The sequence below is a fragment of the Actinomycetota bacterium genome, assembly GCA_019347675.1.
Classification (GTDB): domain Bacteria; phylum Actinomycetota; class Nitriliruptoria; order Nitriliruptorales; family JAHWKO01; genus JAHWKW01.
On sequence record JAHWKW010000004.1, the window covers coordinates 128,516 to 152,086 of the forward strand.

21 protein-coding genes are annotated in these 23,571 nt (G+C 71.4%); 8 read left to right on the top strand and 13 right to left on the bottom strand.

Going from position 1 to position 23,571, the window contains the following annotated elements; genetic code table 11:
- Positions 1-59 precede the first annotated feature (59 nt).
- The 4 genes from KY462_03945 to KY462_03960 are packed head-to-tail and all read left to right on the top strand — an operon-like array spanning position 60 to position 4,904.
- Positions 60-1,256: a GNAT family N-acetyltransferase gene (locus KY462_03945; protein ID MBW3576888.1), complete on the top strand. Its 1,197-nt coding sequence runs from the start codon at positions 60-62 to the stop codon at positions 1,254-1,256.
- Between the two features lie 54 nt (positions 1,257-1,310).
- Positions 1,311-2,651 (top strand): M20/M25/M40 family metallo-hydrolase, encoded by a 1,341-nt coding sequence (locus KY462_03950; protein MBW3576889.1) that lies wholly within the window; start codon positions 1,311-1,313, stop codon positions 2,649-2,651.
- Between the two features lie 10 nt (positions 2,652-2,661).
- Positions 2,662-3,060: a hypothetical protein gene (locus KY462_03955; protein MBW3576890.1), complete on the top strand. Its 399-nt coding sequence runs from the start codon at positions 2,662-2,664 to the stop codon at positions 3,058-3,060.
- The gene (locus KY462_03960) at positions 3,057-4,904 is read left to right on the top strand and encodes a glycosyltransferase (protein MBW3576891.1); all 1,848 of its coding nucleotides are present in this window, start codon (positions 3,057-3,059) and stop codon (positions 4,902-4,904) included. Before KY462_03955 ends, KY462_03960 begins: the two co-directional genes overlap by 4 nt.
- Before the next feature lie 42 nt (positions 4,905-4,946).
- On the opposite strand, the gene KY462_03965 is transcribed toward KY462_03960, so the two are convergent.
- Both KY462_03965 and purF read right to left on the bottom strand, forming a co-directional pair.
- Complete coding sequence (locus tag KY462_03965) at positions 4,947-5,381, bottom strand: hypothetical protein (protein ID MBW3576892.1); 435 nt, start codon at positions 5,379-5,381, stop codon at positions 4,947-4,949.
- 56 nt (positions 5,382-5,437) lie between these two features.
- Complete coding sequence (purF, locus tag KY462_03970) at positions 5,438-6,904, bottom strand: amidophosphoribosyltransferase (GenBank protein MBW3576893.1); 1,467 nt, start codon at positions 6,902-6,904, stop codon at positions 5,438-5,440.
- Between the two features lie 175 nt (positions 6,905-7,079).
- Here purF and KY462_03975 point away from each other — a divergent pair, with 175 nt between their 5' ends.
- On the top strand, positions 7,080-9,032 hold the full coding sequence (locus KY462_03975; GenBank protein ID MBW3576894.1) for an acyl-CoA dehydrogenase family protein: 1,953 nt from the start codon (positions 7,080-7,082) through the stop codon (positions 9,030-9,032).
- 90 nt (positions 9,033-9,122) lie between these two features.
- Positions 9,123-10,781 (top strand): PAS domain S-box protein, encoded by a 1,659-nt coding sequence (locus KY462_03980; GenBank protein MBW3576895.1) that lies wholly within the window; start codon positions 9,123-9,125, stop codon positions 10,779-10,781.
- A 20-nt stretch (positions 10,782-10,801) separates the two neighbouring features.
- Here the strand turns inward: KY462_03980 and purL are convergent, their stop codons facing one another.
- The 4 genes from purL to purS are packed head-to-tail and all read right to left on the bottom strand — an operon-like array spanning position 10,802 to position 14,838.
- Entirely contained in the window at positions 10,802-13,096 is a 2,295-nt protein-coding gene (purL, locus tag KY462_03985; GenBank protein ID MBW3576896.1) for a phosphoribosylformylglycinamidine synthase subunit PurL, read from the bottom strand.
- Positions 13,097-13,143: 47 nt separating this feature from the next.
- The gene (gene purQ, locus KY462_03990) at positions 13,144-13,824 is read right to left on the bottom strand and encodes a phosphoribosylformylglycinamidine synthase subunit PurQ (protein MBW3576897.1); all 681 of its coding nucleotides are present in this window, start codon (positions 13,822-13,824) and stop codon (positions 13,144-13,146) included.
- Positions 13,825-13,829: 5 nt separating this feature from the next.
- Entirely contained in the window at positions 13,830-14,591 is a 762-nt protein-coding gene (locus KY462_03995) for a hypothetical protein (protein MBW3576898.1), read from the bottom strand.
- A gap of 4 nt (positions 14,592-14,595) precedes the next feature.
- Entirely contained in the window at positions 14,596-14,838 is a 243-nt protein-coding gene (purS, locus tag KY462_04000) for a phosphoribosylformylglycinamidine synthase subunit PurS (protein ID MBW3576899.1), read from the bottom strand.
- Positions 14,839-14,962: 124 nt separating this feature from the next.
- Here purS and KY462_04005 point away from each other — a divergent pair, with 124 nt between their 5' ends.
- Positions 14,963-15,934 carry a hypothetical protein gene (locus KY462_04005; protein MBW3576900.1) on the top strand — a complete coding sequence of 324 codons (972 nt, stop codon included), beginning with the start codon at positions 14,963-14,965 and terminating at the stop codon, positions 15,932-15,934.
- The gene (locus tag KY462_04010; protein ID MBW3576901.1) at positions 15,931-16,821 is read left to right on the top strand and encodes a conjugal transfer protein; all 891 of its coding nucleotides are present in this window, start codon (positions 15,931-15,933) and stop codon (positions 16,819-16,821) included. Before KY462_04005 ends, KY462_04010 begins: the two co-directional genes overlap by 4 nt.
- Before the next feature lie 1,184 nt (positions 16,822-18,005).
- On the opposite strand, the gene KY462_04015 is transcribed toward KY462_04010, so the two are convergent.
- The 7 genes from KY462_04015 to KY462_04045 form a co-directional block, all read right to left on the bottom strand.
- Positions 18,006-19,934 carry an AAA family ATPase gene (locus KY462_04015; protein ID MBW3576902.1) on the bottom strand — a complete coding sequence of 643 codons (1,929 nt, stop codon included), beginning with the start codon at positions 19,932-19,934 and terminating at the stop codon, positions 18,006-18,008.
- Between the two features lie 164 nt (positions 19,935-20,098).
- Positions 20,099-20,302: a CGNR zinc finger domain-containing protein gene (locus KY462_04020; protein ID MBW3576903.1), complete on the bottom strand. Its 204-nt coding sequence runs from the start codon at positions 20,300-20,302 to the stop codon at positions 20,099-20,101.
- Between the two features lie 383 nt (positions 20,303-20,685).
- The gene (locus KY462_04025; GenBank protein ID MBW3576904.1) at positions 20,686-21,354 is read right to left on the bottom strand and encodes a hypothetical protein; all 669 of its coding nucleotides are present in this window, start codon (positions 21,352-21,354) and stop codon (positions 20,686-20,688) included.
- A 131-nt stretch (positions 21,355-21,485) separates the two neighbouring features.
- Complete coding sequence (locus KY462_04030; protein ID MBW3576905.1) at positions 21,486-22,106, bottom strand: hypothetical protein; 621 nt, start codon at positions 22,104-22,106, stop codon at positions 21,486-21,488.
- A gap of 1 nt (position 22,107) precedes the next feature.
- Positions 22,108-22,539 carry a Tad domain-containing protein gene (locus KY462_04035; GenBank protein MBW3576906.1) on the bottom strand — a complete coding sequence of 144 codons (432 nt, stop codon included), beginning with the start codon at positions 22,537-22,539 and terminating at the stop codon, positions 22,108-22,110.
- Entirely contained in the window at positions 22,536-23,039 is a 504-nt protein-coding gene (locus KY462_04040) for a hypothetical protein (GenBank protein MBW3576907.1), read from the bottom strand. Before KY462_04040 ends, KY462_04035 begins: the two co-directional genes overlap by 4 nt.
- Positions 23,036-23,506, bottom strand: coding sequence for a hypothetical protein (locus tag KY462_04045; GenBank protein MBW3576908.1), 471 nt, complete (start codon positions 23,504-23,506; stop codon positions 23,036-23,038). The genes KY462_04040 and KY462_04045 overlap by 4 nt, the downstream gene beginning before the upstream one ends.
- Positions 23,507-23,571 lie beyond the last annotated feature (65 nt).

A 23,571-nucleotide genomic window follows, 5' to 3' on the forward strand; every position in this document is an offset into this window, starting at 1 on the left:
GCGCATCCTCCCACGCCGATCAGCGACGCGCGGATCACCGCGGTGGTTAGCCTGGTGCGGTGACCAGTGACCTGCGCCCACTGAGCGTCGACGACGCCGAGGCGGCGTTCGCCTTGCGCGCCCAGGCGTTCAACATCCCTGCGGGCGACCGTGATCGGTACCTCACCCGCTTCCGTCCCGACCACCACCTGGGCGCCTTCGTCGACGACCGGCTGATCGCGTCGCTGGCGGTCCTGCCGTTGGGGCAGTGGTTCGGCGGGCGGTCGGTGCCCATGGGCGGCCTGGCGAGCGTCGCGGTGGCGCCCGAGCACCGCAGCACCGGGGTGGCGTCGCGACTGATGCGCCTGGCCCTGTCGCTGATGCGTGACCGTGGCCAGGTGATCAGCACGCTGTACCCGGCGACCAACGTCCCCTACCGACGCCTGGGGTGGGAGCTGGCCGGGGCACGGGTGCGCCGACGCCTGCCCCTGCGCACGCTGGCCGATCTGCCCCGCCCCGCGGTGCAGGTCGTGGCGGTGGACCTGGACGCCGACCTCGACCGGGTCCAAGGCGTCTACGACCGCGTGGCGACGATGACCGATGGGTTCATCGACCGTACCGGCGACCGCTGGCAGACCATCCTGGACCACCTCACCCGCCACGACCACACCTACGTGTACGCGGCGCTCGAGGACGACGGTGAGCTGGACGGGTACGTCGCGTACCGCCACGAGGAGCCCCCACCCGACGCCGACGAGTTCTACCGGCTGCGGGTCATCGAGCTGGTCGCGGGTCGTGGCGCCGCGGCCACGGCGCTGTGGCGGCTGCTGGCCGCCAACCGGGGAGTGAGCGCCACCGTCAGCTGGTACGGGGGCCTGCACGAGCCGCTGTCGTTCGTCGTCGACGAGCAGGACGCCCGCATCGAGGACGATTGGCACTGGATGACACGGCTGGTCGACGTGGCCGGTGCGGTGGCTGCCCGCGGCTACCCCACCGACGCCGACGTCACCGTGCAGTTGGCGCTGGTCGACGAGGTCGCCCCGTGGAACGGTGGCCGGTGGGTGCTCGACGTCCGTGATGGTAAGGGGGTGCTGACGCCGGGCGGTGCCGGGACGGTGCGCACGACGGTCGGCGCGCTCGCACCCCTGTACACCGGCCTGACGTCACCGTGGGCGCTGGCGCGCGTGGGTCTGCTGGAGGCAGCGACCGGCGACGACCTGCGCGCCCTGGGGCGGGCGTTCGCCGGTCCCTCGCCGTGGATGCTCGACTTCTTCTAAAGCCGCAAGCAGGCCGGACGCGCTCGATCCGGCGAACGCACGCCAGGAGGACCCTTGGGGGCGCTGGTGAACGAGGTCACCGACCTCCTACAGCACCTGATCCGCAACGCCTGCGTGAACGACGGGACGGTCGGGTCGGGCCAGGAGGTCCGCAACGTCGACCTGCTCCGCAGCTACCTGGAAGGCACCGGTGTCGACCTGGAGGTCCACGAGCCCAAGCCCGGACGCCAGAGCCTGATCGCCCGCATCGACGGCCGCGACCCCGAGGCGCCGTCGCTGATGCTGATGGGCCACACCGACGTGGTCCCGGCCACCGCCGACAACTGGCGGCGCGACCCGTTCGGCGGTGAGCTGGTGGACGGCGTGGTGTGGGGACGGGGCGCCATCGACATGCTCAACCTCACTGCGTCCATGGCGGTCGCGGTGCGTCGCCTGGCCGACGAGGGGTTCTCACCGCGCGGCACGCTGGTGTACCTGGCCGTCGCCGACGAGGAGGCAGGCGGCACCTGGGGCGCGAAATGGCTCGTCGAGGAGCATCCCGACGTCGTCAGCACGGACTACGTGGTGACCGAGCTGGGCGGGGCCCGGATGGGACTCACCGACGCGACCGGACCGAAACTCCCCGTCGCGGTCGCCGAGAAGGGAGCCTTCTGGGCAGGCATGCGCGTCGCCGGGGTCCCCGGGCACGGTTCGATGCCGCTGCGCACCGACAACGCACTGGCCACCGGGGCCGAGGTCGTCCGTCGCCTGGCCGCCTACCGACCGCCACCGCAGATCGGCGAGATCTGGGAGCGGTTCGTGACCGGGCTGCAACTGCCTGGACAGCTCAGCCGTGAGCTCGTCGACGCCCGTGGGCTGGATGCGTACATCGACGGCCTCGACGACGCCGGCATGGCCCGCTTCGTGCACGCCTGCACCCACACCACGATCGCCCCGACAGTGATGCACGCCGGCGTCAAGGTCAACGTGATCCCCGACCGGACGGAGCTGGAGGTCGACATCCGTGCCCTGCCCGGACTCGGCCGAGAGGATGTGCTCCAGTTGATCTCCGACGCGCTCGGCGACGTCGCCGACCGTGTTGCGATCGAGCTGCGTCACGCCGACCCGGCCAGCGCATCGGCGCTCGACACGCCGCTGTGGGACAGCCTCCAGCGCCACGCGGAGCGGCTCATCCCCGGGGCGCGGAACGTCCCCTACATCCTTCCCGGGGCCACCGACGCGCGTTTCCTTCGCCGGCTGGGTGCGACCTGCTACGGCTACGGCGCGTACAGCGACGCGATCCCGTTCGGGGAGTACCTGCGGATGTTCCACGGTGACGACGAACGCGTCGATCAGGAGTCGCTGCGTCTGTCGACCGAGCTGTGGCTCGCGGTGACCCGCGACCTACTGGCCTGAAGGAGACACCGTGGACAACCCGACGCTGCAGACCGCGCTGGGCGTCACCCGCGTCGCCATCGGCACCGGGTTGCTGCTGGCCCCACGACTGGCCGCACGACCGTGGATCGGAGCGGACGCAGCCCGTCCGGGGACCAAGGCGATGACCCGTGCGGCCGGAGCGCGGGACATGGCGATCGGCGTCGGCACCTTGTTGGCGCGCCGCCACGGCGCAAGTGCCAGAGGGTGGCTCGAGGCCGCCGCGCTGGTGGACGCGGCCGACGCCGCGGCGACGCTTTTGGCGTGGAGGCATCTGCCGCGAGCCGGCCGGTGGACGACGCTGGTCATGGCGGCCACCGCCACCGTCCTCGACCTTCGGGCGGCCGGGGCGGTCCCGACGCGTCGAAACGATGGCAGGATGACAACGTGACCGACCGGCCAGACACCGACCGGCCCGACGACGACACCGCCGACCGATCCGCTGACACCTCCCAGGGATCGCAGCGCCCGTCTGCCGAGGGCGGGTCCTTGTCGACCGCGGACGACCCTGGGCCGACCGGACACGGCGAGCCCGGCGAGGACCCTCTCGCGACGCTCCTCGAGCAGCGTCGCGGAGTCCTCGCGCCTGAGGCCACCGCCGACGGGACGCCACCCACCCAGCACCTGGTCCGTGAGGAACCCTGGCCGGGGCGATTCGGTGCCCGGCAGCTGGTGCTGATCAACATCCTGTTCACCGCGGCGTACGTCGGCTGGTGGTCGGTGTCCGGGCACATCGGCCAGCCGGTGCTGTTCTGGCTCCTGGCCGCCGCCGAGACCTTCACCATCACCCACCTGGTGGGGCTGTGGCAGTCGATCTGGATGGGTGGGGTGGAGCTGCCGCCCGCCGGGCGAACCAGTTTCTCCGTCGACGTGTTCATCCCCACATACGGTGAGCCGCTCGAGGTCCTGCGTCGAACCATCACCGCGGTGGTCGCGATGGATGGAACCCACCGCACCTACGTGCTCGACGACGCTGTCCGCGACGAGGTCCGCGAGCTCGCCCACGAACTCGGCGCGGACTACATCCCGCGCGAGTCGTCGGAGGGCGCCAAGGCCGGGAACCTCAACCACGCCCTGGCACGCACCGACGGCGATCTGATCCTTGTGCTCGACGCCGACCACGTCGCCCGCCGCGACCTGCTCACGCACCTCGTCGGGTACTTCGAGGACGCCGACGTCGCCATCGCGCAGAGCCCGCAGTTCTACGGCAACGCGCACGGCAACCGTGTGGCGCTCAGGGCGTGGTACCAGCAGGCGGTGTTCTACGGCCCGATCAAGCGCGGCAAGCACGGCCTGGGCGCGGCGTTCCTGTGCGGCACGAACGCGGTCATCCGCCGCTCCGCGCTGGAGCAGGTCGGCGGCTTCGACCAGTCGACGGTCACCGAGGACATCGCCACGAGCGTCGAGCTGCACCGCCGCGGGTGGAAGACGGTCTACTTCCCGTTCGTGCTCGCCGAGGGACAGGGCCCCCACAACCTGCGCGCGTACTTCGAGCAGCAGCTGCGGTGGGCGCACGGGTCGATCTCGACGTTCCTGCACGGCGGTCCGTTGAAGAGCGGTCTGCGGCCCTTGCAGCGCCTGCAGTACCTGTTCAGCACCACGTACTACTTCAACGGTTTCGTGACGCTGATCTACCTCACCCTGCCGTGGTTCGCGCTGTTGTGGCGGATGGGGCCGTTCGCGAGCGGCGCGACCACGTTCTTCGTCTTCTTCATCCCGCACGTCACCGTGACCCTGATCAACCTGCGCCGTGAACTGCAGGGCGAGTTCGGACTCCGCCACATGCAGTTCACGGTGGGATCGTTCCCGGTGTACATCAAGGCCGCGGTGGCCGCGGTGGCGGGGCGAGAGACGGGGTTCGAGGCAACCGGTGCGGGCGACGAAGCCGGCCGTCCGCCGCTGATCGCCTGGTTCACGGTGGCGACGTTCGCGATCACGCTCGTGGCCCTGGTGTCGGCCCCCTTCGTCGGATCGCTGGATGCGTGGAGCGGGGTGGCGATGTTCTGGGCGGTGGTGAACCTGATCCTGCTGTGGGCGGTCACGCGTGCGACCGTGGTCGAGACCCTCTTCGGCCCCAAGGCCGCCGTGGAGCCGTTGGGGGATGTCGCCGGCGCACCGGCCGAGCCCGCCGCGCCGACCTACATCCTGGGCCACTTCGACAAGCCGCCGCTCCCCGAGAGCGTGCTGACCGAGTACGAAGCGGCCGAGAAGGCACTGGCCCGTGCCGAGGAGTGAGCGGCTCCGCTCGGGCGGCTCGGCGGTCGACCCAGGACCTTGTCACGTGGTGGGGGTCGGGGTTCCCGTCCGGGTCGGCGTGGGGGTCGTCGTCTGCTCGGCCTGAGCCTCCGCCGTCTCGGTCGCGGTGGGACTCGTGGTGACCGTCGGGGTCGGGCTCGCCGTCTCGGTCGCGGTCGGCGTGGGACTCGTCGGCTCGGTCGCGGTCGGCGTCGCCGTCGCGGTGTCCGTCGGCGTTGGCGTGGGGCTGGCGGTGTCGGTGCCAGCCGGTTCGGGTTCCTGATCGGTGTCGGGCGTCGATGCCTCGGGTGGCGGTCGGCCCGGCGGCTCGCGGAAGACGCGGTCGGGGACGCCGACCGCTTCGCCGCCCCGTTCGATCGTGATGTGCAGCCAGCCGGACAGCTCGAGCCAGCGCCCGCCGAGGAAGCCCCCCAGCGCCACGACGGTGATCAGCGGGTAGACGAAGAGTCGGTGCATACCAACACCATAAGCGCTCCCGGATCAGCGCCGCGGGCGGCCGTCCATCGGCGATCTCAGGCGCCGTCGCGGGCCCTCGCGAGCGCGGCGACGTTGAACTCAGCCTGCGCGAGTTGCTCGTGCTCGTCGGGGACCGGGATCGGGTAGCGGCCATCGAAGCAGGCACGGCACAGCTGATCCGCGCTGTCGGGCACCGCGTCAACGAGCCCGTCGAGGGTGAGGTAGTGCAGCGAATCCGCACCGACGAACGCGGCGACCTCCTCGACCGTCATGCCGGCGGCGATCAGCTGCGCCCGGTCGGCCATGTCGATGCCGTAGTAGCAGGGGTGGGTGATCGGCGGCGAGGTGATCCGCAGGTGCACCTCGGCGGCGCCGGCTTCGCGGAGCATGCGGACCAGCTCGCGGGAGGTGTTGCCGCGCACGATCGAGTCGTCGACGACCACCAGCCGCTGACCCTCGATCACCGAACGCAGCGGGTTGAGCTTCAGTCGGATGCCCAGCTGCCGCAGCGACTGCGACGGCTCGATGAACGTGCGCCCCACGTACCGGTTCTTCACCAGCCCCTCGGCGTAGGGCAGCCCGGACCCCTCGGCGTAACCGGCCGCGGCTGCGGTGCCCGAGTCGGGCACCGGGATGACCAGGTCAGCAGCGGCGGGAGCCTCCCGCGCGAGGATGCGCCCCATCTGGCGTCGCGCCGCGTAGACGCTGGTGCCGCTCCTGCGGTGGTCGGGGCGGGCCAGGTACACCCACTCGAACAGGCAGAACCGGACGGTGGGCTCGGCGAAACGACGCGACCGCACCCCGTGCGCGTCGATGATCACTACCTCTCCCGGCTCGACCTCGCGGAGCTCGTGCGCACCGACGATGTCGAGCGCGGCACTCTCGGAGGCGACGACGTAGCCGGTGGGAAGACGGCCGAGCAGCAGGGGACGGACGCCCCACGGGTCGCGGACCGCGAACAGGGTGTGCTCGTCCATGACGACCAGCGAGAACGCCCCCGACAGCTTGGGCATGGTGGACACGATGGCTTCTTCGAGCGACACGTCCTGATCCGCGGCCAGCAGTGACGCCATCAGGCTGCTGTCGTTGGCCGGTGCGACGCCAGGCCCCAGCATCCGGGCGACGTCGGCGGTGTTGCACAGGTTGCCGTTGTGGCACAGCGCAAGCTGTCCCCCCGCGGGGGTCTCGCGGAACTGCGGCTGGGCGTTCGGCCACGACGACGACCCGGTCGTGGAGTAGCGCACGTGGCCGACCGCGAGGTGACCTTCCAGCGCCGCCAGCTGAGACTCGTTGAACACCTGGCTGACCAGGCCCATGTCCTTGGTGACCGTGATGTGGGCGCCGTCGGAGACGGCCATGCCGGCCGATTCCTGGCCGCGGTGCTGCAGGGCGAACAGCCCGTAGTAGGTCAGCTTCGCGACGTCCTCGCCGGGGGCATACACCGCGAAGACGCCGCACTCCTCACGCGGGCCCTCCCCCAGCCGTGCGAGGTCGTCCGCGCCGTCGGGGCGGGGCGCGGCCAGCGGGAGTCTGCGGCCGGGCAGGGCGAACGCCACACGGGCTCCTTGGAAAGGGAAGTGGCGCGAGTGTACGGCCCTGACGCTCTCGCGGCCGGTCCCGTGAGGCGACACGCCCGCACGTGGCCGCCCCGTACCGTACACTTGTAGCGCACGTTCCACTTCTGCCGGGAGAGTCGCCGTGAGCCAGCAGCCGAAGGTCACCGAGCAAGAGGCCCGCGAGGTCGCCGAGGCGGCGCGCGAGGTCGCCTGGGACAAGCCCAGCTTCGGGAAGCAGCTGTTCCTCGGCAGCTTCGACCTCGAGCTGATCCACCCTCACCCGCGGCCCCGCCCCGCGAGCGTCGAGAAGGGTGAACGGTTCCTGCGCGAGCTCGAGGCTTTCCTGCGCGAGAACGTCGATCCGCTACAGATCGAACGCGAGGAACGGATCACCGACGATGTGATCCGCGGCCTGATCGAGCTGGGCGCGCTGGGCATGAAGATCGACGAGGAGTACGGCGGCCTGGGACTGTCGCAGGTGTACTACAACCGGGCGCTGGCGCTGGCGGGCTCCGCTCACCCGTCGCTGGCCACGTTGCTGTCCGCCCACCAATCGATCGGCGTGCCGCAGCCGCTGAAGCTGTTCGGCACCGACGAGCAGAAGCGCAAGTGGCTGCCGCGGTGCACCCGTGAGATCAGCGCGTTCCTGCTGACCGAACCCGACGTCGGCAGCGACCCAGCGCGGATGGGGGCGACCGCCGTCCCGACCGCCGACGGCGACGCCTACCTCATCAACGGCCTGAAGCTGTGGACCACCAACGGTGTGATCGCCGACCTGCTGGTGGTGATGGCCGTGGTCCCGCCGAGCGACGGTCACCGCGGCGGCATCAGTGCGTTCGTCGTGGAGATGGACACGCCCGGGATCACGGTCGTCAACCGCAACCGGTTCATGGGTCTGCGCGGGATCGAGAACGGCGTCACCCGCTTCGACAACGTGCGGGTCCCCAAGGAGAACCTGATCGCCAAGGAGGGCATGGGTCTCAAGATCGCGCTCACCACCCTCAACACGGGCCGGCTCTCGCTCCCCGCGATCTGCGCGGCCGCCGCGAAGTGGTCGCTGAAGATCGCACGCGAGTGGGCCAGCGAGCGCGTGCAGTGGGGGCGCCCGATCGGTCAGCACGAAGCCGTCGCGGAGCACATCTCGTTCATCGCCGCGGTGGCCTTCGGGCTCGAGGCGGTGGTGGAGCTGGCCAGCACCATGGCTGACGAGGGCGCCAAGGACATCCGCATCGAGGCCGCCATCGCCAAGCTGTACGGCTCGGAGATGGCGTGGCTCGCCGTCGACCGGCTGGTGCAGGTCCGGGGCGGCCGCGGGTACGAGACCGCCGATTCGCTGGCGGCACGCGGCGAGAAGCCCATCCCCGCCGAGCAGGTCCTGCGCGACATGCGCATCAACCGCATCTTCGAAGGATCGTCGGAGATCATGCGACTGCTGATCGCCCGCGAGGCGGTCGACCAGCACCTGGCGGTCGCAGGCGGGATCATCGACCCGGACAAGGAACTGAGCGAGAAGGCGCGGGTCGGCCTGGAGGCGGCCGGCTTCTACGCCCGGTGGCTGCCCACCCTGGCGGTCGGCGCCGGCCAGATGCCCAACAGCTACGAGGAGTTCGGGCCCCTGGCCGAACACCTGCGCTTCGTCGAACGGAACGCACGGAAGCTGGCCCGCTCCACGTTCTACGCGATGTCGCGGTGGCAGGGGAAGCTCGAACGCAAGCAGATGTTCCTCGGCCGGATCGTGGACATCGGCTGCGAGCTGTTCGCGATCAGCGCCGCCTGCTCCCGGGCGCAGATGATCCTCGAGAACCACGGCGTCGAGCGGGGTCGTGCAGCCCAGGAGCTGGCCGACCTGTTCTGCCGCGGCGCTCGGCGGCGGTCCGAGCGGCTGTTCCACGAGCTGTGGCACAACGACGACGACGTGGTCTACACCGCCGCACAGCGGGCCCTCAACGGCCGCTACACGTGGCTGGAGGAAGGGGTGCTGGACCTGTCGGGCGACCGCCCGATGGTCCGCGAACCGGCACCGATCGCGGTCACCGAGAACATGCACCGCAAGATCAGCGCCGACGTCACGCTGCGTGCGGGTGCGACAGGGTAAGGACACCGACCGCACCCCAAGTGCGGCCCTGGCTGGCGAACGACAGGCTGACGTGCCGGTACGGTCGGGCCGACCACGAGAGGGGCGCCCGTGATCGACCAGTCGTTCGCTGTCGACGCCCGTCGGGACGTCCAGCCGTACGGCAAGGTCTTCGATGACGGGCCGCTGGGGATGTGCCTGGTGGGTTCCGACCTGCGGTACGTCGACGCCAACGAGGCCTACTGCCGCATCACCGGGTACACGCTGAACGAGCTGCGTCAACGCACGTTCCGCGACATCACCCACCCCGAGGACGTCGACGGCGAGACGCAGCTCGCCACCCGGCTGTTCGAGGGCAGCGTCCGCAGCTACCAGATCGAGAAGCGCTACCTGCACCGCCGGGGGGGCGTGGTCTGGGCCAACCTGCACGTGTCGACCGTCGCCGACGACGACGGCCGGCGCCTCGCGCTCGCCATGATCGAGGACATCTCGGAGCGCAAGCGCGCCCAAGTGCAACTCGAACGGACGAACGCCGAACTGCAACGGGCCAACCAGCGCCTGCAACGCCGCACCGAGATGGATGGCCAACTCGCCGAGGCCGCGCGGGCGGTGAGCACCGCCCGCGACGTCCGGACTGCGTTCGCCTCCTTCACTCGGGTGCTGAGCGACGTGGTGCCCTTCGACTGGGCGGCGCTGGCCGTCCCGGACAGCGACCGGCGGGTGCGCGTCGCACTGGTCACCGGCGACGCGGCCGACGCGCTCCCGGCCGGGTCGCTGATCGACGCCGGGAAACCGGACCTGCGGGCGGCGTTGGAAGCCGGTCGCGCGTATCTCCGCCGCGACCTGCAGGCCGGTGAGCCCTCGCCGGTCGACGAGCAGCTTCTGGCGCGCGGCCTGCACGCCTACGTCGCGGTCCCGATCCGCGTGGGAGGCGAGGTGACCGGGGCGGTGATGTTGGCGTGGGCCGATCCGGTCGGTTGCGACCTCGACGACGTTCCCCTGCTGGAGGCGTTCGTCCGCGAGGCCGCCGGAGCGCTGAGCACGCTGCTGCTGTTGGAGCAGGAGCGCACGATCGCCCAGAGCCTGCGCGAACTGGATCGGCTGAAGAACGACTTCGTCGGGGTGGTCGTGCACGACCTGCGCGGGCCGTTGGCCCTGGTCGCGGGGTACGCCGACCTGCTCCGCGATGACTGGGGAACGCTCGACGAGGCCGCGAAGCTGCACTACCTCGACCGCATCAGGCGGACCGCGCACGACATCAGCGAACGCGTCGGCGAGATCCTGATGGTCGCGCGGATCGACTCCGGGGAGATCCCCTGCGAGCCGTCGCGGTTGGATCTGGCCGGGGTCGTCGACCGGGCCGTCGCGGACGCGTGCACCGAGCATCCCGACCGTCGCTGCGTCGTGGACCTGGAGCCAGGGCTCGAACCGGCGCACGCCGATCGGTCGCACACCCGTCGGATCCTGCGCAACCTGCTGGCCAACGCGCTGAAGTTCTCACCGGCGGACAGCAACGTGCGGGTCTCGGTGCGGCGGTCCGGCGACGAGATCGTCGTCTCGGTCCGTGACCAGGGGATGGGGATCGCCCCCCAAGACGCCGACAAGCTGTTCCGGAAGTTCTCGCGTCTGGGCGGTGGAGGCCGCCCCGACGGCACCGGGCTCGGCCTGTACGTGTGCAAGGCGCTGGCCGAGGCGCAACGCGGACGTATCTGGTTCGACAGCGTCCCGGGCCAGGGCAGCACCTTCAGCTTCACCGTCCCGGTGGCCTGAACAGGCTCTGCGGCCCAGGGTCAGGCCAGCCGGTCAGCCTCCAGCGCCCGCGGCAACCCGCCCTCGTACGCGGCGCGCGCCCCGTCCAGCGGCAGGTCGACGACGCCGACCACCTCGATGCGGTCTCCGCCGACGGTTCCCGCGCGCCGCAGCCACACCTCGTGCTCGCGGCACGCCGCCTCGAAGTCGGTCACCCGCTCGCACGGCACGCTCACCACGACACGGGTGGGCGCCTCGGAGAACAGCGCCTGCACAGGGTCCACGCCGGCGTCGGGTTCGAAGCGGACCCCGACCTCGCCGGCCAGCGCGGATTCCGTGAGGGCGGCCAGCAGGCCACCGTCGGAGATGTCGTGGGCGCTGGCGACGACACCGTCGCGGGCCACCGCGGCCAGCAGCCGGTGCAGCCGACGTTCGGCGTCGAGGTCGATGGGTTCCAGACGCCCGCCCAGCGGAGCGCCCAGCAGCTTCTGTAGCTGGCTGCCGGCCAGGCCGGGGCGGGTCGGCGCCCCGACCTGGTACACGCGGTGGCCGGCCGCTTGGAAGCCGATCCCGATCGCTCGGGTCACGTCGTCGAGGACCCCGACTACACCGACCACCGGGGTGGGGTGGATGGCCCGCCCGGCGGTCTCGTTGTAGAAGCTGACGTTCCCGCCGGTGATCGGTGTCCCCAGCGCCTCGCAGGCGTCGCCGAGCCCGGCCACCGCCTGGGCGAACTGCCACATCACCTCGGGACGTTCGGGGCTGCCGAAGTTCAGGCAGTTGGTGGCAGCCACGGGCCGGGCTCCGGCGCAGGCGACGTTGCGGGCCGCCTCGGCCACCACGCGGCGGGTGCCCTCACGCGGGTCGAGCTCGCACCAGCGGCCGTGCCCGTCGGTGGCCACGGCGATGCCGTGACGGGCGCCCATCAGGCGGAGCACGGCGGCGTCCCCGCCCGGTCCGGCGACTGTCGTCGAGCCCACCAGCTGGTCGTACTGCTGGTACACCCACCGCTTGCTTGCGACGTTGGGGCTGGCGAGCAGGTCCAGGGCCACCGACGACAGGTCGGCGCCGACGTCGAGGGCCTCGGCGTCGACGTGGGCGTAGCGGTCGAGCCAGTCGGGGCGTCGGGCGGGGCGGTCGTACAGGGGGGCTTCGTGCGCGAGCGACCGGGCAGGCACGTCGGCGACCACCTCACCGTCGCGGACGACCTCCAGCCGGTCTCCGTCGGTGACCTCGCCGATCACCGTCGCCGGGACCTCCCAGCGGTTGCAGACGGCGACGACCTCGTCGAGGCGGTCGGGCGGGACCAGGGCGAGCATCCGCTCTTGCGACTCGGAGCACAGGATCTCCCACGACTCCATGGACGGTTCGCGCAGGTGGACCGCGGACAGCTCCACCCGCATCCCGACGTCCGACCTCGACGCCATCTCCGATGTCGAGGAGGTGATCCCCGCGGCGCCCATGTCCTGGATCCCGGCGACCAGCTCACGCTCGTAGAGCTCCAGGCAGCACTCGATCAGGAGCTTCTCGGCGAACGGATCGCCGACCTGCACGTTGGGGCGCTTGTCGGCGCTGGCCGCGTCGAACCCGGCGGATGCGAGCACGGACGCCCCGCCGATGCCGTCGCGTCCGGTGGCGGATCCGATCAGGACGGCCAGGTCCCCGACACGCTGGGCGCGGGCCAACTGCAACCGGTCGGCGGGGAGCACCCCGACGCACAGGACGTTCACCAGCGGGTTGCCGGCGTAGCTGTCGTCGAACACGGTCTCACCACCGACGGTGGGCACACCCACACAGTTGCCGTACCCGCCCACGCCCCGCACGACCCCGTCGATCAGGTGGCGTTGGAAGGCGTCTCCGGGGTTACCGAAGCGGAGCGGATCGAGCAGCGCGACGGGGCGCGCCCCCATCGTCAGGATGTCGCGGATGATCCCGCCGACCCCGGTGGCCGCGCCCTGGTAGGGCTCCACGAAGGACGGATGGTTGTGGGACTCGATCTTGAAGGTCACGGCCAACCCGTCGCCCACGTCGACCACGCCCGCGTTCTCACCGGGTCCCACCAGGACGTGCGGACCTTCGGTCGGCAGACCGCGGAGATGCAACCGGCTCGACTTGTACGAGCAGTGTTCCGACCACATCACCGAGTACATGCCGAGCTCCGACTTCGACGGGACGCGACCCAGCGTGGCCACGATCCGTTCGTACTCCTCTGTGGTGAGGCCGAGCTCATCGGCGAGCCGCCGCGCGTCGGCGTCGCCGAGTTCCTCCCCGACCGGGAAGATCGGGCTCTCGCCCGGCACGCCCCGCGCCGTCTCGACCGTGGGAGGTTCGGGCATCACATCGCTCCGTCGGGACGTCGGTGCAGGCTACGCGTGGGCGCAGGTCAGTCCACGGGTGCCTGGCGCAGGTGGGCGAGCACGCTGGCGAAGATGCGTCGCCCGTCGGTGCCGAACGCCAGCGACGGGTCGGTGGCGTGCTCGGGGTGGGGCATCAGACCCGCGACGTTGCGGCCAGCGTTGACCACGCCCGCGATGTCGCGAACCGAGCCGTTGGGGTTGTGCCCAGCGGCGTACCGCATCAGCACCCCACCCTCAGCTTCGAGTCGGTCGAGGGTGGCGGGTTCGGCGTGGTAGCGGCCCTCGCCGTGCTTGACGGGCAGACGCAGCCGGGTCCCGGGGGGCAGGTCCGCCGTCCAGGCGCAGGTGGCTTCCAGGACCACCTCGACCTCGCGGCACACGAACCGCAGTCCCTCGTTCATCAGCAGCGCGCCGGGGAGGAGGTCCGCCTCGCACAGGATCTGGAACCCGTTGCAGATGCCGAGGACGGGACCGCCCGCAGCGGCGAAGTCCTTGACCGCCGCCATGATCGGTGCCAGGTGCGCGACCGCGCCGGTGCGCAGGTAGTCGCCGTAGGAGAACCCCCCGGGCAGGACCACGGCGTCGACGCCCTTGAGGTCGCGGTCGGCGTGCCACAGCTCGACCGCGTCTGCACCGGCCAGCTCGCAAGCCGCGCGCGCGTCGCGGTCGTCGAGCGACCCGGGGAAGGTGATCACGCCGATCTGCAACGTCGCTACTCCCGTGGGTAACCGGCCCGTCGGATGCTGTGGAGCGGGTCGGGCTCGGTGAGGAGCTCTCGGACGTCGCTGCAGCCACGGGGCGGGTTGTCCCCCAGCGCCAACCGTTCGCACCCCAGGTGTTGCGCCTGGACGGCGGCGAGCTCGTCGCGGGCGGTGACGGGACGGCCCGGGAAGCCCTGGCCGAGGTGGACGAGCTCGTGGATGATCGCGGGGGCGGCTCGGGCGCCGGGCTCGAACTGGAACTTGGCGTTGATCTCGACGACGGTGGCGCCGTCTTCGACGCGGGCGCTCGACTCCACGCCGGTCAGCTCGAACACCGCGATCCGCAGCATCCCGTTGGACGCTGCCCACCGCTCGAGGCCCGTGCGCGCCACCCCCAGGTCGGGTCGCTGCAGCAGCTGGCACACGGCGCTGAGCGCCCGACGGCTGGTGGCGCGGGCCGATTCGTCACCGACCAGGGTGATCCCCGCGGCGCAGTCGGGGCCGGGCTCGGCGGTGCGGATCCGGTTGAGGGTGGCGTCACCGCGCTCGTGCGTGACGGTGGCGTTCCCCGGCGGGCGGCGGGCGGCCGGGTCGATCTGCGGACGCGAGATCGAAAGGAACGCCCAGATCACCACGCCGACGCCGACCGGGATCAGGACCACCACCGCGATGGCGAACCAGCGGTGCAGCAGCGGGGCGCCGGTGGGATCGCTCGGCAGGCCGTCATCGACTCCGCCCGGTCCGGAACGGGTGCGGGAGCGCAGGCTCGTCACAGGTCTACTCCAGCACCCGCCAGGTGTAGGTCTCGATGACCGGGTTGGTGAGGAAGTCCGCGCAGAGACGGTCGACGTGGGCAGGCAGTTCGTCGGTGGCGGCGTCGATCTCCAGCTCCAGGTGCTTCCCGACCCGCACACGGCTGACGTCGCCGTAGCCGAGCCCTGGCAGCGCGCGCTCCACCGCCCGACCCTGGGGATCGAGGATCTCGGGTTTGAGCATGACGTCGATCGCGACGCGCGGCATCGGACCTCCGCTGGCGATGGCGGCAGCGTACCAGCGCGGCGGGTCGCCCCTCACCGACGGCGCAACACGGTATAACACTGCATGAAGCTTGACGACGGTGTCCTCCGCGGCGTAGCGTGCGGCCATGGAGCGGATCGGGGTCCCCGCACTCGTCGTGGCCGAGGTCGCCGCGGTACTGGGCCTGCACCGGCTGGGCCACCTCCCGTGGCTGGCGATCCAGTGGGGTGACCTCCCGCTGTGGCTCGCCACCGTCCGACCTGAGGACGCGGTGGCCGCCACCGCGCGTGTCGTTGCGCTCGCGTGCGCGTACTGGCTGCTGGCGACCACGCTGGCGTACGTCGCGACACGACGATCGCGCTCGACGGCGGCACGACTCACCCGCCGCCTCACCCCGGCTGCCGTCCGTCGCCTGGCCGACCGCGCCGTCGTCTTCGGCCTCGCTGGCGCGCTGAGCGGGCTGCCGGCCGCGGCCGGCGCCGCGGACGGCCCGCCGCCGGTCGTCGTCCTCGACGACGGTCGGCTGGTGGTCGCCCCACCGGGGCCACCGCCTCGACCGGCGACCGACGCCGACGCCGCTCGTACCGACGAGACCTGGCCACCACCTCGACCGGCGACCGACGCCGACGCCCCTCGTACCGACGAGACCTGGCCACCACCTCGACCGGCGACCGACGCCGACGCCCCTCGTGCCGACGAGACCTGGCCACCACCACCGTCGGTCATGCCCCCCGACCGCCCCGACCGCGCACCGCGGCCCCAGCCTCCGCCTGCAGGCACCGACGACGAGGCCGCTGCGGATCACGACCCGGTGCTCCATGCGCGGCCCGGGGGAACCTCGGAGGTTCGCGTGCCGAGCACGACGGCGGACACGACCGTGTACACCGTCCGGTCGGAAGACAACCTGTGGTCGATCTCTGCCCGGACGCTCGCCGCCGCGCGCGGCCGACCGGTGCGGCAGCTGTCCGACGGCGAGGTCGCCCGATACTGGGTGCGGGTCATCGACGCCAACCGAGCGACGCTGCGGTCCGGCGATCCGGACCTGATCCACCCCGGCGAACAGGTGGTGCTGCCGTCACCGGGCGAGGATCCGCGATGAGCGGGACCGTCGCCGATCCCGCCGGCGTCGCGGGCACCGTCCGTCCCCGCCCGGCGACCGCGCCGGCGCCCGCAGCCCGGCGGCGGGGCGTGACTGCGATCAACGCCGCCGCGATCCTGGCGTGGCTGGTGGTGGCGGCGTTCGCGGTCGCCGGCCGCGGCCCGTTCGCCGCGCCAACCGCGCCTGCAGCCTCGACGGACGCCGTTCCAGGCGTCGCCGGCTTCGCCGAGCTCTTCGTCGTGGTGTGGCTCGGCGAGGCGGGCGAAGGATCCGAACAGGCGCTCGCTCCCTTCTACGGTGGTGACGTCGACCTGCGCGGCGTCGTCCCCGGCCGCCGCTACGTCAGCCGGGCGGCGGCGGTGGAGATCCGTCCGGACACCGCTGGGTGGGCGGTGACGGTGGTCGCCGACGTGCTGCAGGCCACAGACGACGGGTGGCGCGACGGCGGACGGCGCTACTACCGGGTCGGGGTGCTGGACGACGGTGGCCGCCTGGCGGCCGCGGCGCTCCCCGCGGAAGTGCCCCCGCCGAGGGCATCCGCGACGCCCGCAGCGCCTGCACTGACCGAGCCCACCGCCGGACCGGTGACGGACGCGGTCGCCAGGGTGGTGCGCGCCGTCCTCACCGGCGACGGGGACGTCACTGATCTGTTGGCGCCGGGCGCGGCTCTGCCGACCTTCGACGCGCCGCCCTACCACCGAGTCAGCCTCCGCGGCGTCCACACCGACACCCGACGCGGTGTGGCCGTGGCGGAGGTCGCGGCCACGGACGTGCGCGGGAACGTCACCGTCCTGCACTACGCCGTCAGAGTCCGTATCGACGATGGCGTCACGGTGTCCGGACTGGCGCCTGTGACACCCGACGTCGCACGGATGGCGGGAGGGTGAAACCGTGACGCTGCTGCTGCGGTACGTGCTGGAAGCCGAGATCGGCCGGAGCGCCAACGGAGTGGTCTACCGCGCACGGCAGCGCGGCGGCGATGGCCGGACCGTCGCGGTCAAGCGCCTGCACCACGCTGGTTGCGTCGACGTGGCCACGGCCGTGCGCGAGGCCGAGGTGCTCGGGGCGCTTGGGCACCCCAACATCGTGCCCCTGCTGGAGGTGGCTCCCGAGGACCAGGGCGTGGCGCTGGTGTTCGCCTACGCCGCGGGCGGGTCGCTCGCCGATGAGCTCGGTCGGGCCGGGCGGTTGACCCAGGAGCGGCTCGCCACGGTGATTCTGGCGATCGCTTCGGCTCTGCAGGCCGCCCACGCCCTCGGCGTCGTCCACGGCGAGGTCAAGCCCGCCAACGTCGTGTTCTCCGGCAGCGGCGAGCCGCTCCTGGCCGACTTCGGGGCCGCCCGGTGGCGGTCCGCCGGCGGCGATCAGCCGACCGTCGGGGCGGCGACCTACCTCGACCCGGCGCTGCTCGACCATCCCCAGCCCCATCCGACCAACGACCTGTACGGGCTGGCGGTCACCTGCTTCGAGGCACTGGCCGGTGTCCCGCCGCTAAAGGGAGCCACGGCGCACGAGGTGGTCGACCGCGCCGATCGCGGTGACCACGCCGACCTGCGCAGCCTGGCCCCGCAGGTCCGTCCACAGGTGGCGGCGGTGGTGCAACGGGCGCTGGCCCGCCATCCCCGCGACCGGTACCAGGGCGTCGCGGCGTTCGCCGCGGCACTGCGGGAGGCGTTGGATGAGCCGCCAGCGGGGCGCGGTCCCGTGGCCGCCGAGACGTCACCGGCCGCGACGTTCGGTGTCCCGCCCATCCGGGTGTTGCCGACCCCGGCCGGCGATCGTTTCCGTGCAGCTGCGCCGATCGCCACCGCGCCCGTCGCTCCAGCCGACGGCGAGCGCGGTCGGGGCGACGGCAGCGCCCCGACCCGCCGCGGCCGCGTGGGGCACACCGACGCCGTGACGCGACGCCGAACCGGTGGGCGGCGGTGGCCACCGTCGCGGGTCGGCGCTGCCGCCCTGGCGCCGGTCGCCGTGACTGTCCTCCTCGCCGAGCTGGTCTTGCTGGAGCCTGCTGCTGCCCGGCTCGCCGTCGCGCTGCAGGCCCCGCCGGCGCTGCTGGTGTTGGGTTGCGTCAGCCGCCGTTGGAGCTCACGGGCTCGGCCAACCAGTCGTGGCGTCGACGGTCCTCACGGCGCCGCTCGATCCGGATGCCCTCGAGTACCCGAGGACCGGCCGCCTCCAGGACCGCGATGATGTCGTCGCCGATCAGCTCGTCACGGTCGAGCAGCGCGTCGCGGAGCGCCTCGACGAGATGGCGGTTGGCGTCCAGTAACGCTCGGACCTTGGCCTTGGACTGGGCGAGCATGCGCTCCACCTGCGGGCGAGTGACCGGGTCGGCGATGACCCGTCCCACCAGGTTGGTGTCGTTGAACGAGCTGTTCTCGACCGCAGCCAACGACACCAGCGACGATCCCATCCCCACCGACCCGACGATCTCGCAGGCGACGCGGGTGGCGAAGACCAGGTCGCCGCCGGGGCCGGTGCTGACGTCTCCCAGCCACAGCTCCTCGGCGCACATCCCGCCCATGGCGATGTCGACGAGCGCCTCCATCTCGCTGCGTGACCGCGTGTACTCCTCGTCGAGGTCGCCGTGGGCCAGCAGCCCGAGGGATTCGCGCCGCTTGACGATGGACAGGACCTCCAGCCGCCGGGTGCCGCTGAGGTACGCCACGGTGGCGTGCCCGGCCTCGTGCGTGGCGACCCGGCGGCGTTCACGTTCGGTGTACTCCACCGGGTTCTTCAGGCCGATCTCCTCGGTCAGGCGTGCCTCCTGCACGTCGTTCCAACCCAGGCCGTCGCGGCCATCCTTGATCGCGAGGACCAGCGCCTCGTCCAGGAGGTGCTCGATCATCACCGGCGTGTAACCGAACGTCTGCCCGGCGAGCTGTTCGCGGAGTCGCTCGTCGTCGAGCTCGGCGGCGTGGGACTTGCGACCCAGGAAGTAGTCGATCAGCTCTCGGCGAGCCTGCTTGGCGGGCAGCTCGAAGGTCAGACGCCGGTCGAACCGCCCGGGGCGCACCAGCGCCGGGTCGAGGTTGTCGGCGCGGTTGGTCGCGGCGATCAGCAGCATGTTGGTGTAGCCCGGCTTGCGTTTGCTGATCTGGCGGTGGGCGGGGAGGAAGGCGTTGAGTGCCGCGGCGAGCCCGTTCCACATCCGGTCGCCGGCCGGCGGGGCGTCGAACGACTGCAGTTGGACCAGGAGCTCGTTCACGACCCCGCCGGTGCCCTCGCTGACGACCGGGCTGACCTGGAGCCGGGGGTGGGCGTCACCGGCCGTGGCGCCGGTGCGGGCCACGTCCGCCAGTGGGGTGGCGTTCAGCCCGCTGCGGGTCGCGCCGATCGCATCGATCTCCTCGATGAAGCCGATCGCGCCACCCTCGCGACGTGCCACCTTCCGAAGCTGCCGGAAGTAGCTGCGGAGCTTCCGGGCGGTCGCCCCGTACCACATCGACTGGAAGCTGGTGGCGGACACGAACAGGAACGGCACACCCGCATGGCGGGCCATCGCCTTGGCGAGGTGGGTCTTGCCGGTCCCTGGTGGGCCCTCGAACAGCAGCCCTCGCCGTGGGTTGCCGCCGAGCCGGTCCCGGTACATGGCGTAGCCCAGGAAGGTGTTGAGGGTCTTGACGACCTCGTCGACGATCGTGTCCAGGCCCTTGACGTCGTCGAACGTGACGTCGATCTGCTCGGGGCGGTAGAGAACGTGCGGGGACCGCCCCGACAGGACCGGCATCGCGATGACCGCGGTGAGGGCCACGATCAACAGCAGTGGGATGAGGTAGATCACCCAGTCGTCGGGGAGCTGCGGGGTCCGGAAGAAGTTGACCGGGTCGCCGCGCAGGATGCGTGCCCACAGGTACACGGTGGGCGCGCCCACGACGAGGGCCAACGCCGTGAGCCGCCGCTGCCGGGCCCTTTCGCGGGCCGCGCCGACGTCCGCCGCGCGCGCGTCGATGAGTGCGCCCCCGAGGCGGGATGCGACCGAATCCTGGCGTTCCATCGTGACTCCTGCCGTCCCGCATCGTCACCGGGGACGTCGGTACAGGTTACGCTGCGTAACCGCGGGGCGGGTCCGGATCACCGATCCACCGGCCGTGTCAACGGTTGTTCCCGCGGGCGAGAACAACCAGACATCGGACTGTCAACAGCCGCGACGTCCGCGCGTCACCGACCACGTTGGCTGTGCCGTTGCCCGCGCTGACGCGCGCGGTAGGCGGCGACACTCGCCCGGTTGCCGCAGGTGGCTGGGCTGCAGAAGCGACGCGAACGGCTCCGGGACGTGTCGATGTAGACGTCATCACACTTCTCGCCGGCGCAGACGTCGAGCCGGTGGAACTCGCCGGCCGCGATGACCGTGGCCTGTGCCATGGCCGTGTCAGCCGACAGGCGTTGTGCGAGGGCCAGCCGGCTCGGTGACAGCTCTATCTGAGGTCCTCGTCGCGTACCGACCGAAGCCGTCGGTGCGGGCCTGGCGACCGTGCTGGCGAACCTGCAGGTCGCCGTGGTCGCGCCGCACTCACCTCCATGGTGCTGCTGATCCAACCCGCCGATGCGCTCTCATCGCCACGACGGCGCTGGAGGAGCACCCCTTCCCCTCCACCTGGCCGGCACCGGCCTCGTACTCGCTCTTGTCGTGATGCCACCACCCCACGCGCGCGCGGACAGAGTCCGTACGGGTTGCAGCGCGGAGCTGTTGACGCTGTGAGGCGGTTCGCCCTCACGAGGATGGGACCAGCTGCTCGTCAACTGTTTCACCGGATCAGCACGCTGCGGATCGAAGCCACGTGGTAGGGGCGCTCGGACCGCCACGCGCGAGTACCCAGTGTCCCGTCCACCGCTGGCAGGTCGTGACCGGTCATGGAGAACGAGCCCTCCCACACCGTCTCCAGGCCCACCACGTAGTCTCCGGAGCGCTCGAAGATGTGGCGAACCGCGGGACGCTCCTCGCTGCCCGGCTCCGAGCGTTCGTAGGTGCGCCCCTCAACGTGCCATACGTACCCCACGGGGCAGGCCGTGGCCGCAACCGTGTAGCCGTTCAACGTGACCGTCGCGGTCACCGGCTCCTGGGGCTCGACCCACAGCCATGTCTCCAGCCCGGTCAACCCATCCACGCGCGGATTGACCCCGATCGACGGGGCGACGATCGGAACCCGCTCCCACACCTCGCGGTACGTGGGCGGCTCCGGATCGCCGGCAGGCGGAGGCTCCGACGGCCCAAAGCAAACCTCGCCCGTGTATTGTCTCCGGCCGGTGGTCGTATCAAGGCGGACGCGGAAATACAGTTCTTCGTCCTCCTTGCACGGCCAGACGTATCCGAGGGGGGCGATCTGATAGACGATGGGGCCGTCGTACTCGTAGCGGTACCGCTGCGGCAGTGGCCGGTTGTGGTCGATCCCTGAAGTTCCCCCGCGTACGCCCACGGAAACACCGAAATCACTGAGTACGGCGTCGCCGGCGGCCAGCTTCCCATCTCCCCACACTGGCGCGGGCGAGAAAGCGGCAGTCGCCGCAAGCATCAACACCCCGACAATCAGAAGTGCTGACCTGCGGCTCATCGTGCGGAGTTTTCCTCTGCAGGGCCCCCCAGCGCCACATGTACGACTCGCCATCGACCATCGGCTCCGCGGACGAGCGTGTACATCTCCTGGCGTGTCTCCCATCCCACACCGGTTTCGACGACCTGCCCTTCCGAGTCGACGACGCGCTGCATACCGTGGCTGGTGACAACCTCGAGTAACACCATGTAGTCGTCTACTCGGTGCGCGACCGCGATGGAATGGACCTGTGTGCCCGCATCGTCGTAGCGCGCGTCATGTCCACTCAACGCTTGTAGCTGAGTTGTGAATAGGTCGTAGCAGTCGCATCCCGGGTCGTAGATCAAAGAGGCCAGCTCCGGGTGGGGGTTGCGGTAGAGCCAGGTCCGGAAAGCGGCGATCTCTCGGAAGATCCGCTCGAAGTCGTCCTCGGAGGTCGCCTCCCCGGTGTTCGCCGGCGTCGGGTAGTCACCTTCCGGGACGCTCGCCACCTCCACCGACGGTGTCGGCGACGGGCTGAGCTGCGCCGAGGGGCGCCGCTCGGCGGAAGTCTGCGAACCCCGCACCAGGACGACAACCAGCGCGGCCGCAAGCACGGCGATGAAACCCCCCGCGGCCACAAGCCGCACACGGCTCACCTCAACTCCTCCTCGGTTCGACGTGGGCAGCGACGTCGATGGTCAGCGGCGGCTGACCGGGCATGAGGATGCGCATCAGTGTGAGGTCGACCTGGCGGGACGCCGCCACCTCGATGACGCTGGCTGTGGCGCGCACGCCCCCGCACCCGGGGAACGGGTCAGCGTGCGTCGCCAGGTAACGGCACGCACGCTCCTCGGCGGCGGCAGGATCCAGCCGTGCCGTGGCGGTCGCTCGGTACACGTCCACGTCGATCGCTGACGCGCCGGCCACGGCCGCCCCGTCCACCCACCCGGCCAGGTCCCGACGGGCGGTGAAGACACGCCACAGGTCCAGGTTGATGCCGCCCAAGAACAGCACGACCACACACAGGCCCAGCATCCACAGGGTGATGCTGCCGCCTTCGCCGCCACGGGAAGGCGCGGCGCCCGTCACGGTCCGACCTCGCCGAAGCCGCGGTAGGTGTCGACCTGCTCGGTGTGCCGCACCGTGTAGTTCACGGCGCCCACGGCCGTGCGCAGGCCCGGGAACGGCAGCGTCGGCAACCTCACTGTCACGTGGGCGGTGACGGCGGCGCCGCGCGGCAGCCCCGTCAACCCCGTACACGCGCCAGGGGGCGATCCGACCGCGTGGACGGAGAAGCAGACACGGACGTCGTCGGCCGCGACCTGGTGGTTGGCGGCCGACCGAGCGACCAGCGCCACCGCCGACGCCGCCGCGGTCCGGGGATCCTCGGCGAGGACGGCGGCACGGGCCGCCTCTTGCGCAGCGACCTGCGCCATCGACTGGCGTTCGACCCAGACGGGGAACGACAGAGCCAGGATCGCAACCGGGAACAGCAGCAGTCCCGCTCCCAGCGCCAGCTCGAGCGGCGCGGAGCCCGCGTCCGACGAGGTCGGCGCATCCGCGTGGGACGTCGGTCGCCGGGCGATCACGGGCTGCCCTCCTTGACCGCCGTTGCTTCGACGTGGAAAACCCAGTCGGCCACACCCGGTGCGAACGCCGGGAAGATGACGTCGGCCACCGCCTGGACCTGGCCGCCCTGTTGCGCGCAGCTGGTCCGCACCCCCCGCCGCAGCGTCCCGTCCAGCCCATCGCTCAAGACGTCGGCGATGCGTGCTTGGCACTCCTGGACGGTGGCTGGCGCCCGCGACCCGACCCTGACTCCTTCGTCGAGGGCAGCTCGCACCACTCCCCGCCCGTACTGGAACACCGCAAGGTTGGCGATCATGGTCAGCAGTACGAGCGACAGGCCCACCGCCAGGACGTACTGCAACGTCACGAAGCCAGCGTGGCCGCCGACGTCGCTCCGCCACCGGCCGTGGGACGCGGCCGCAGGTGGGCGCCGTCCCTGCCGGACAACGATCACGGCGGTCACCGGCGGGTCAACGTGCGCGTCCATCAGTCAGGGTCCGACCACCAAGCCGGGCTCCGACCCCAGCAGCCAGGCTCCGACCACCAAGCCGG

Coding starts and splice junctions, on each gene's coding strand:
- KY462_04045 (MBW3576908.1), bottom strand. CDS start 23,506: ATGGACGCGCACGTTGACCCGCCGGTGACCGCCGTGATCGTTGTCCGG.
- KY462_04020 (MBW3576903.1), bottom strand. CDS start 20,302: ATGGCACAGGCCACGGTCATCGCGGCCGGCGAGTTCCACCGGCTCGAC.
- purL (MBW3576896.1), bottom strand. CDS start 13,096: ATGCCCGAACCTCCCACGGTCGAGACGGCGCGGGGCGTGCCGGGCGAG.
- purS (MBW3576899.1), bottom strand. CDS start 14,838: ATGCCGCGCGTCGCGATCGACGTCATGCTCAAACCCGAGATCCTCGAT.
- KY462_04010 (MBW3576901.1), top strand. CDS start 15,931: ATGAGCGGGACCGTCGCCGATCCCGCCGGCGTCGCGGGCACCGTCCGT.
- KY462_03965 (MBW3576892.1), bottom strand. CDS start 5,381: ATGCACCGACTCTTCGTCTACCCGCTGATCACCGTCGTGGCGCTGGGG.
- KY462_04005 (MBW3576900.1), top strand. CDS start 14,963: ATGGAGCGGATCGGGGTCCCCGCACTCGTCGTGGCCGAGGTCGCCGCG.
- KY462_04015 (MBW3576902.1), bottom strand. CDS start 19,934: ATGGAACGCCAGGATTCGGTCGCATCCCGCCTCGGGGGCGCACTCATC.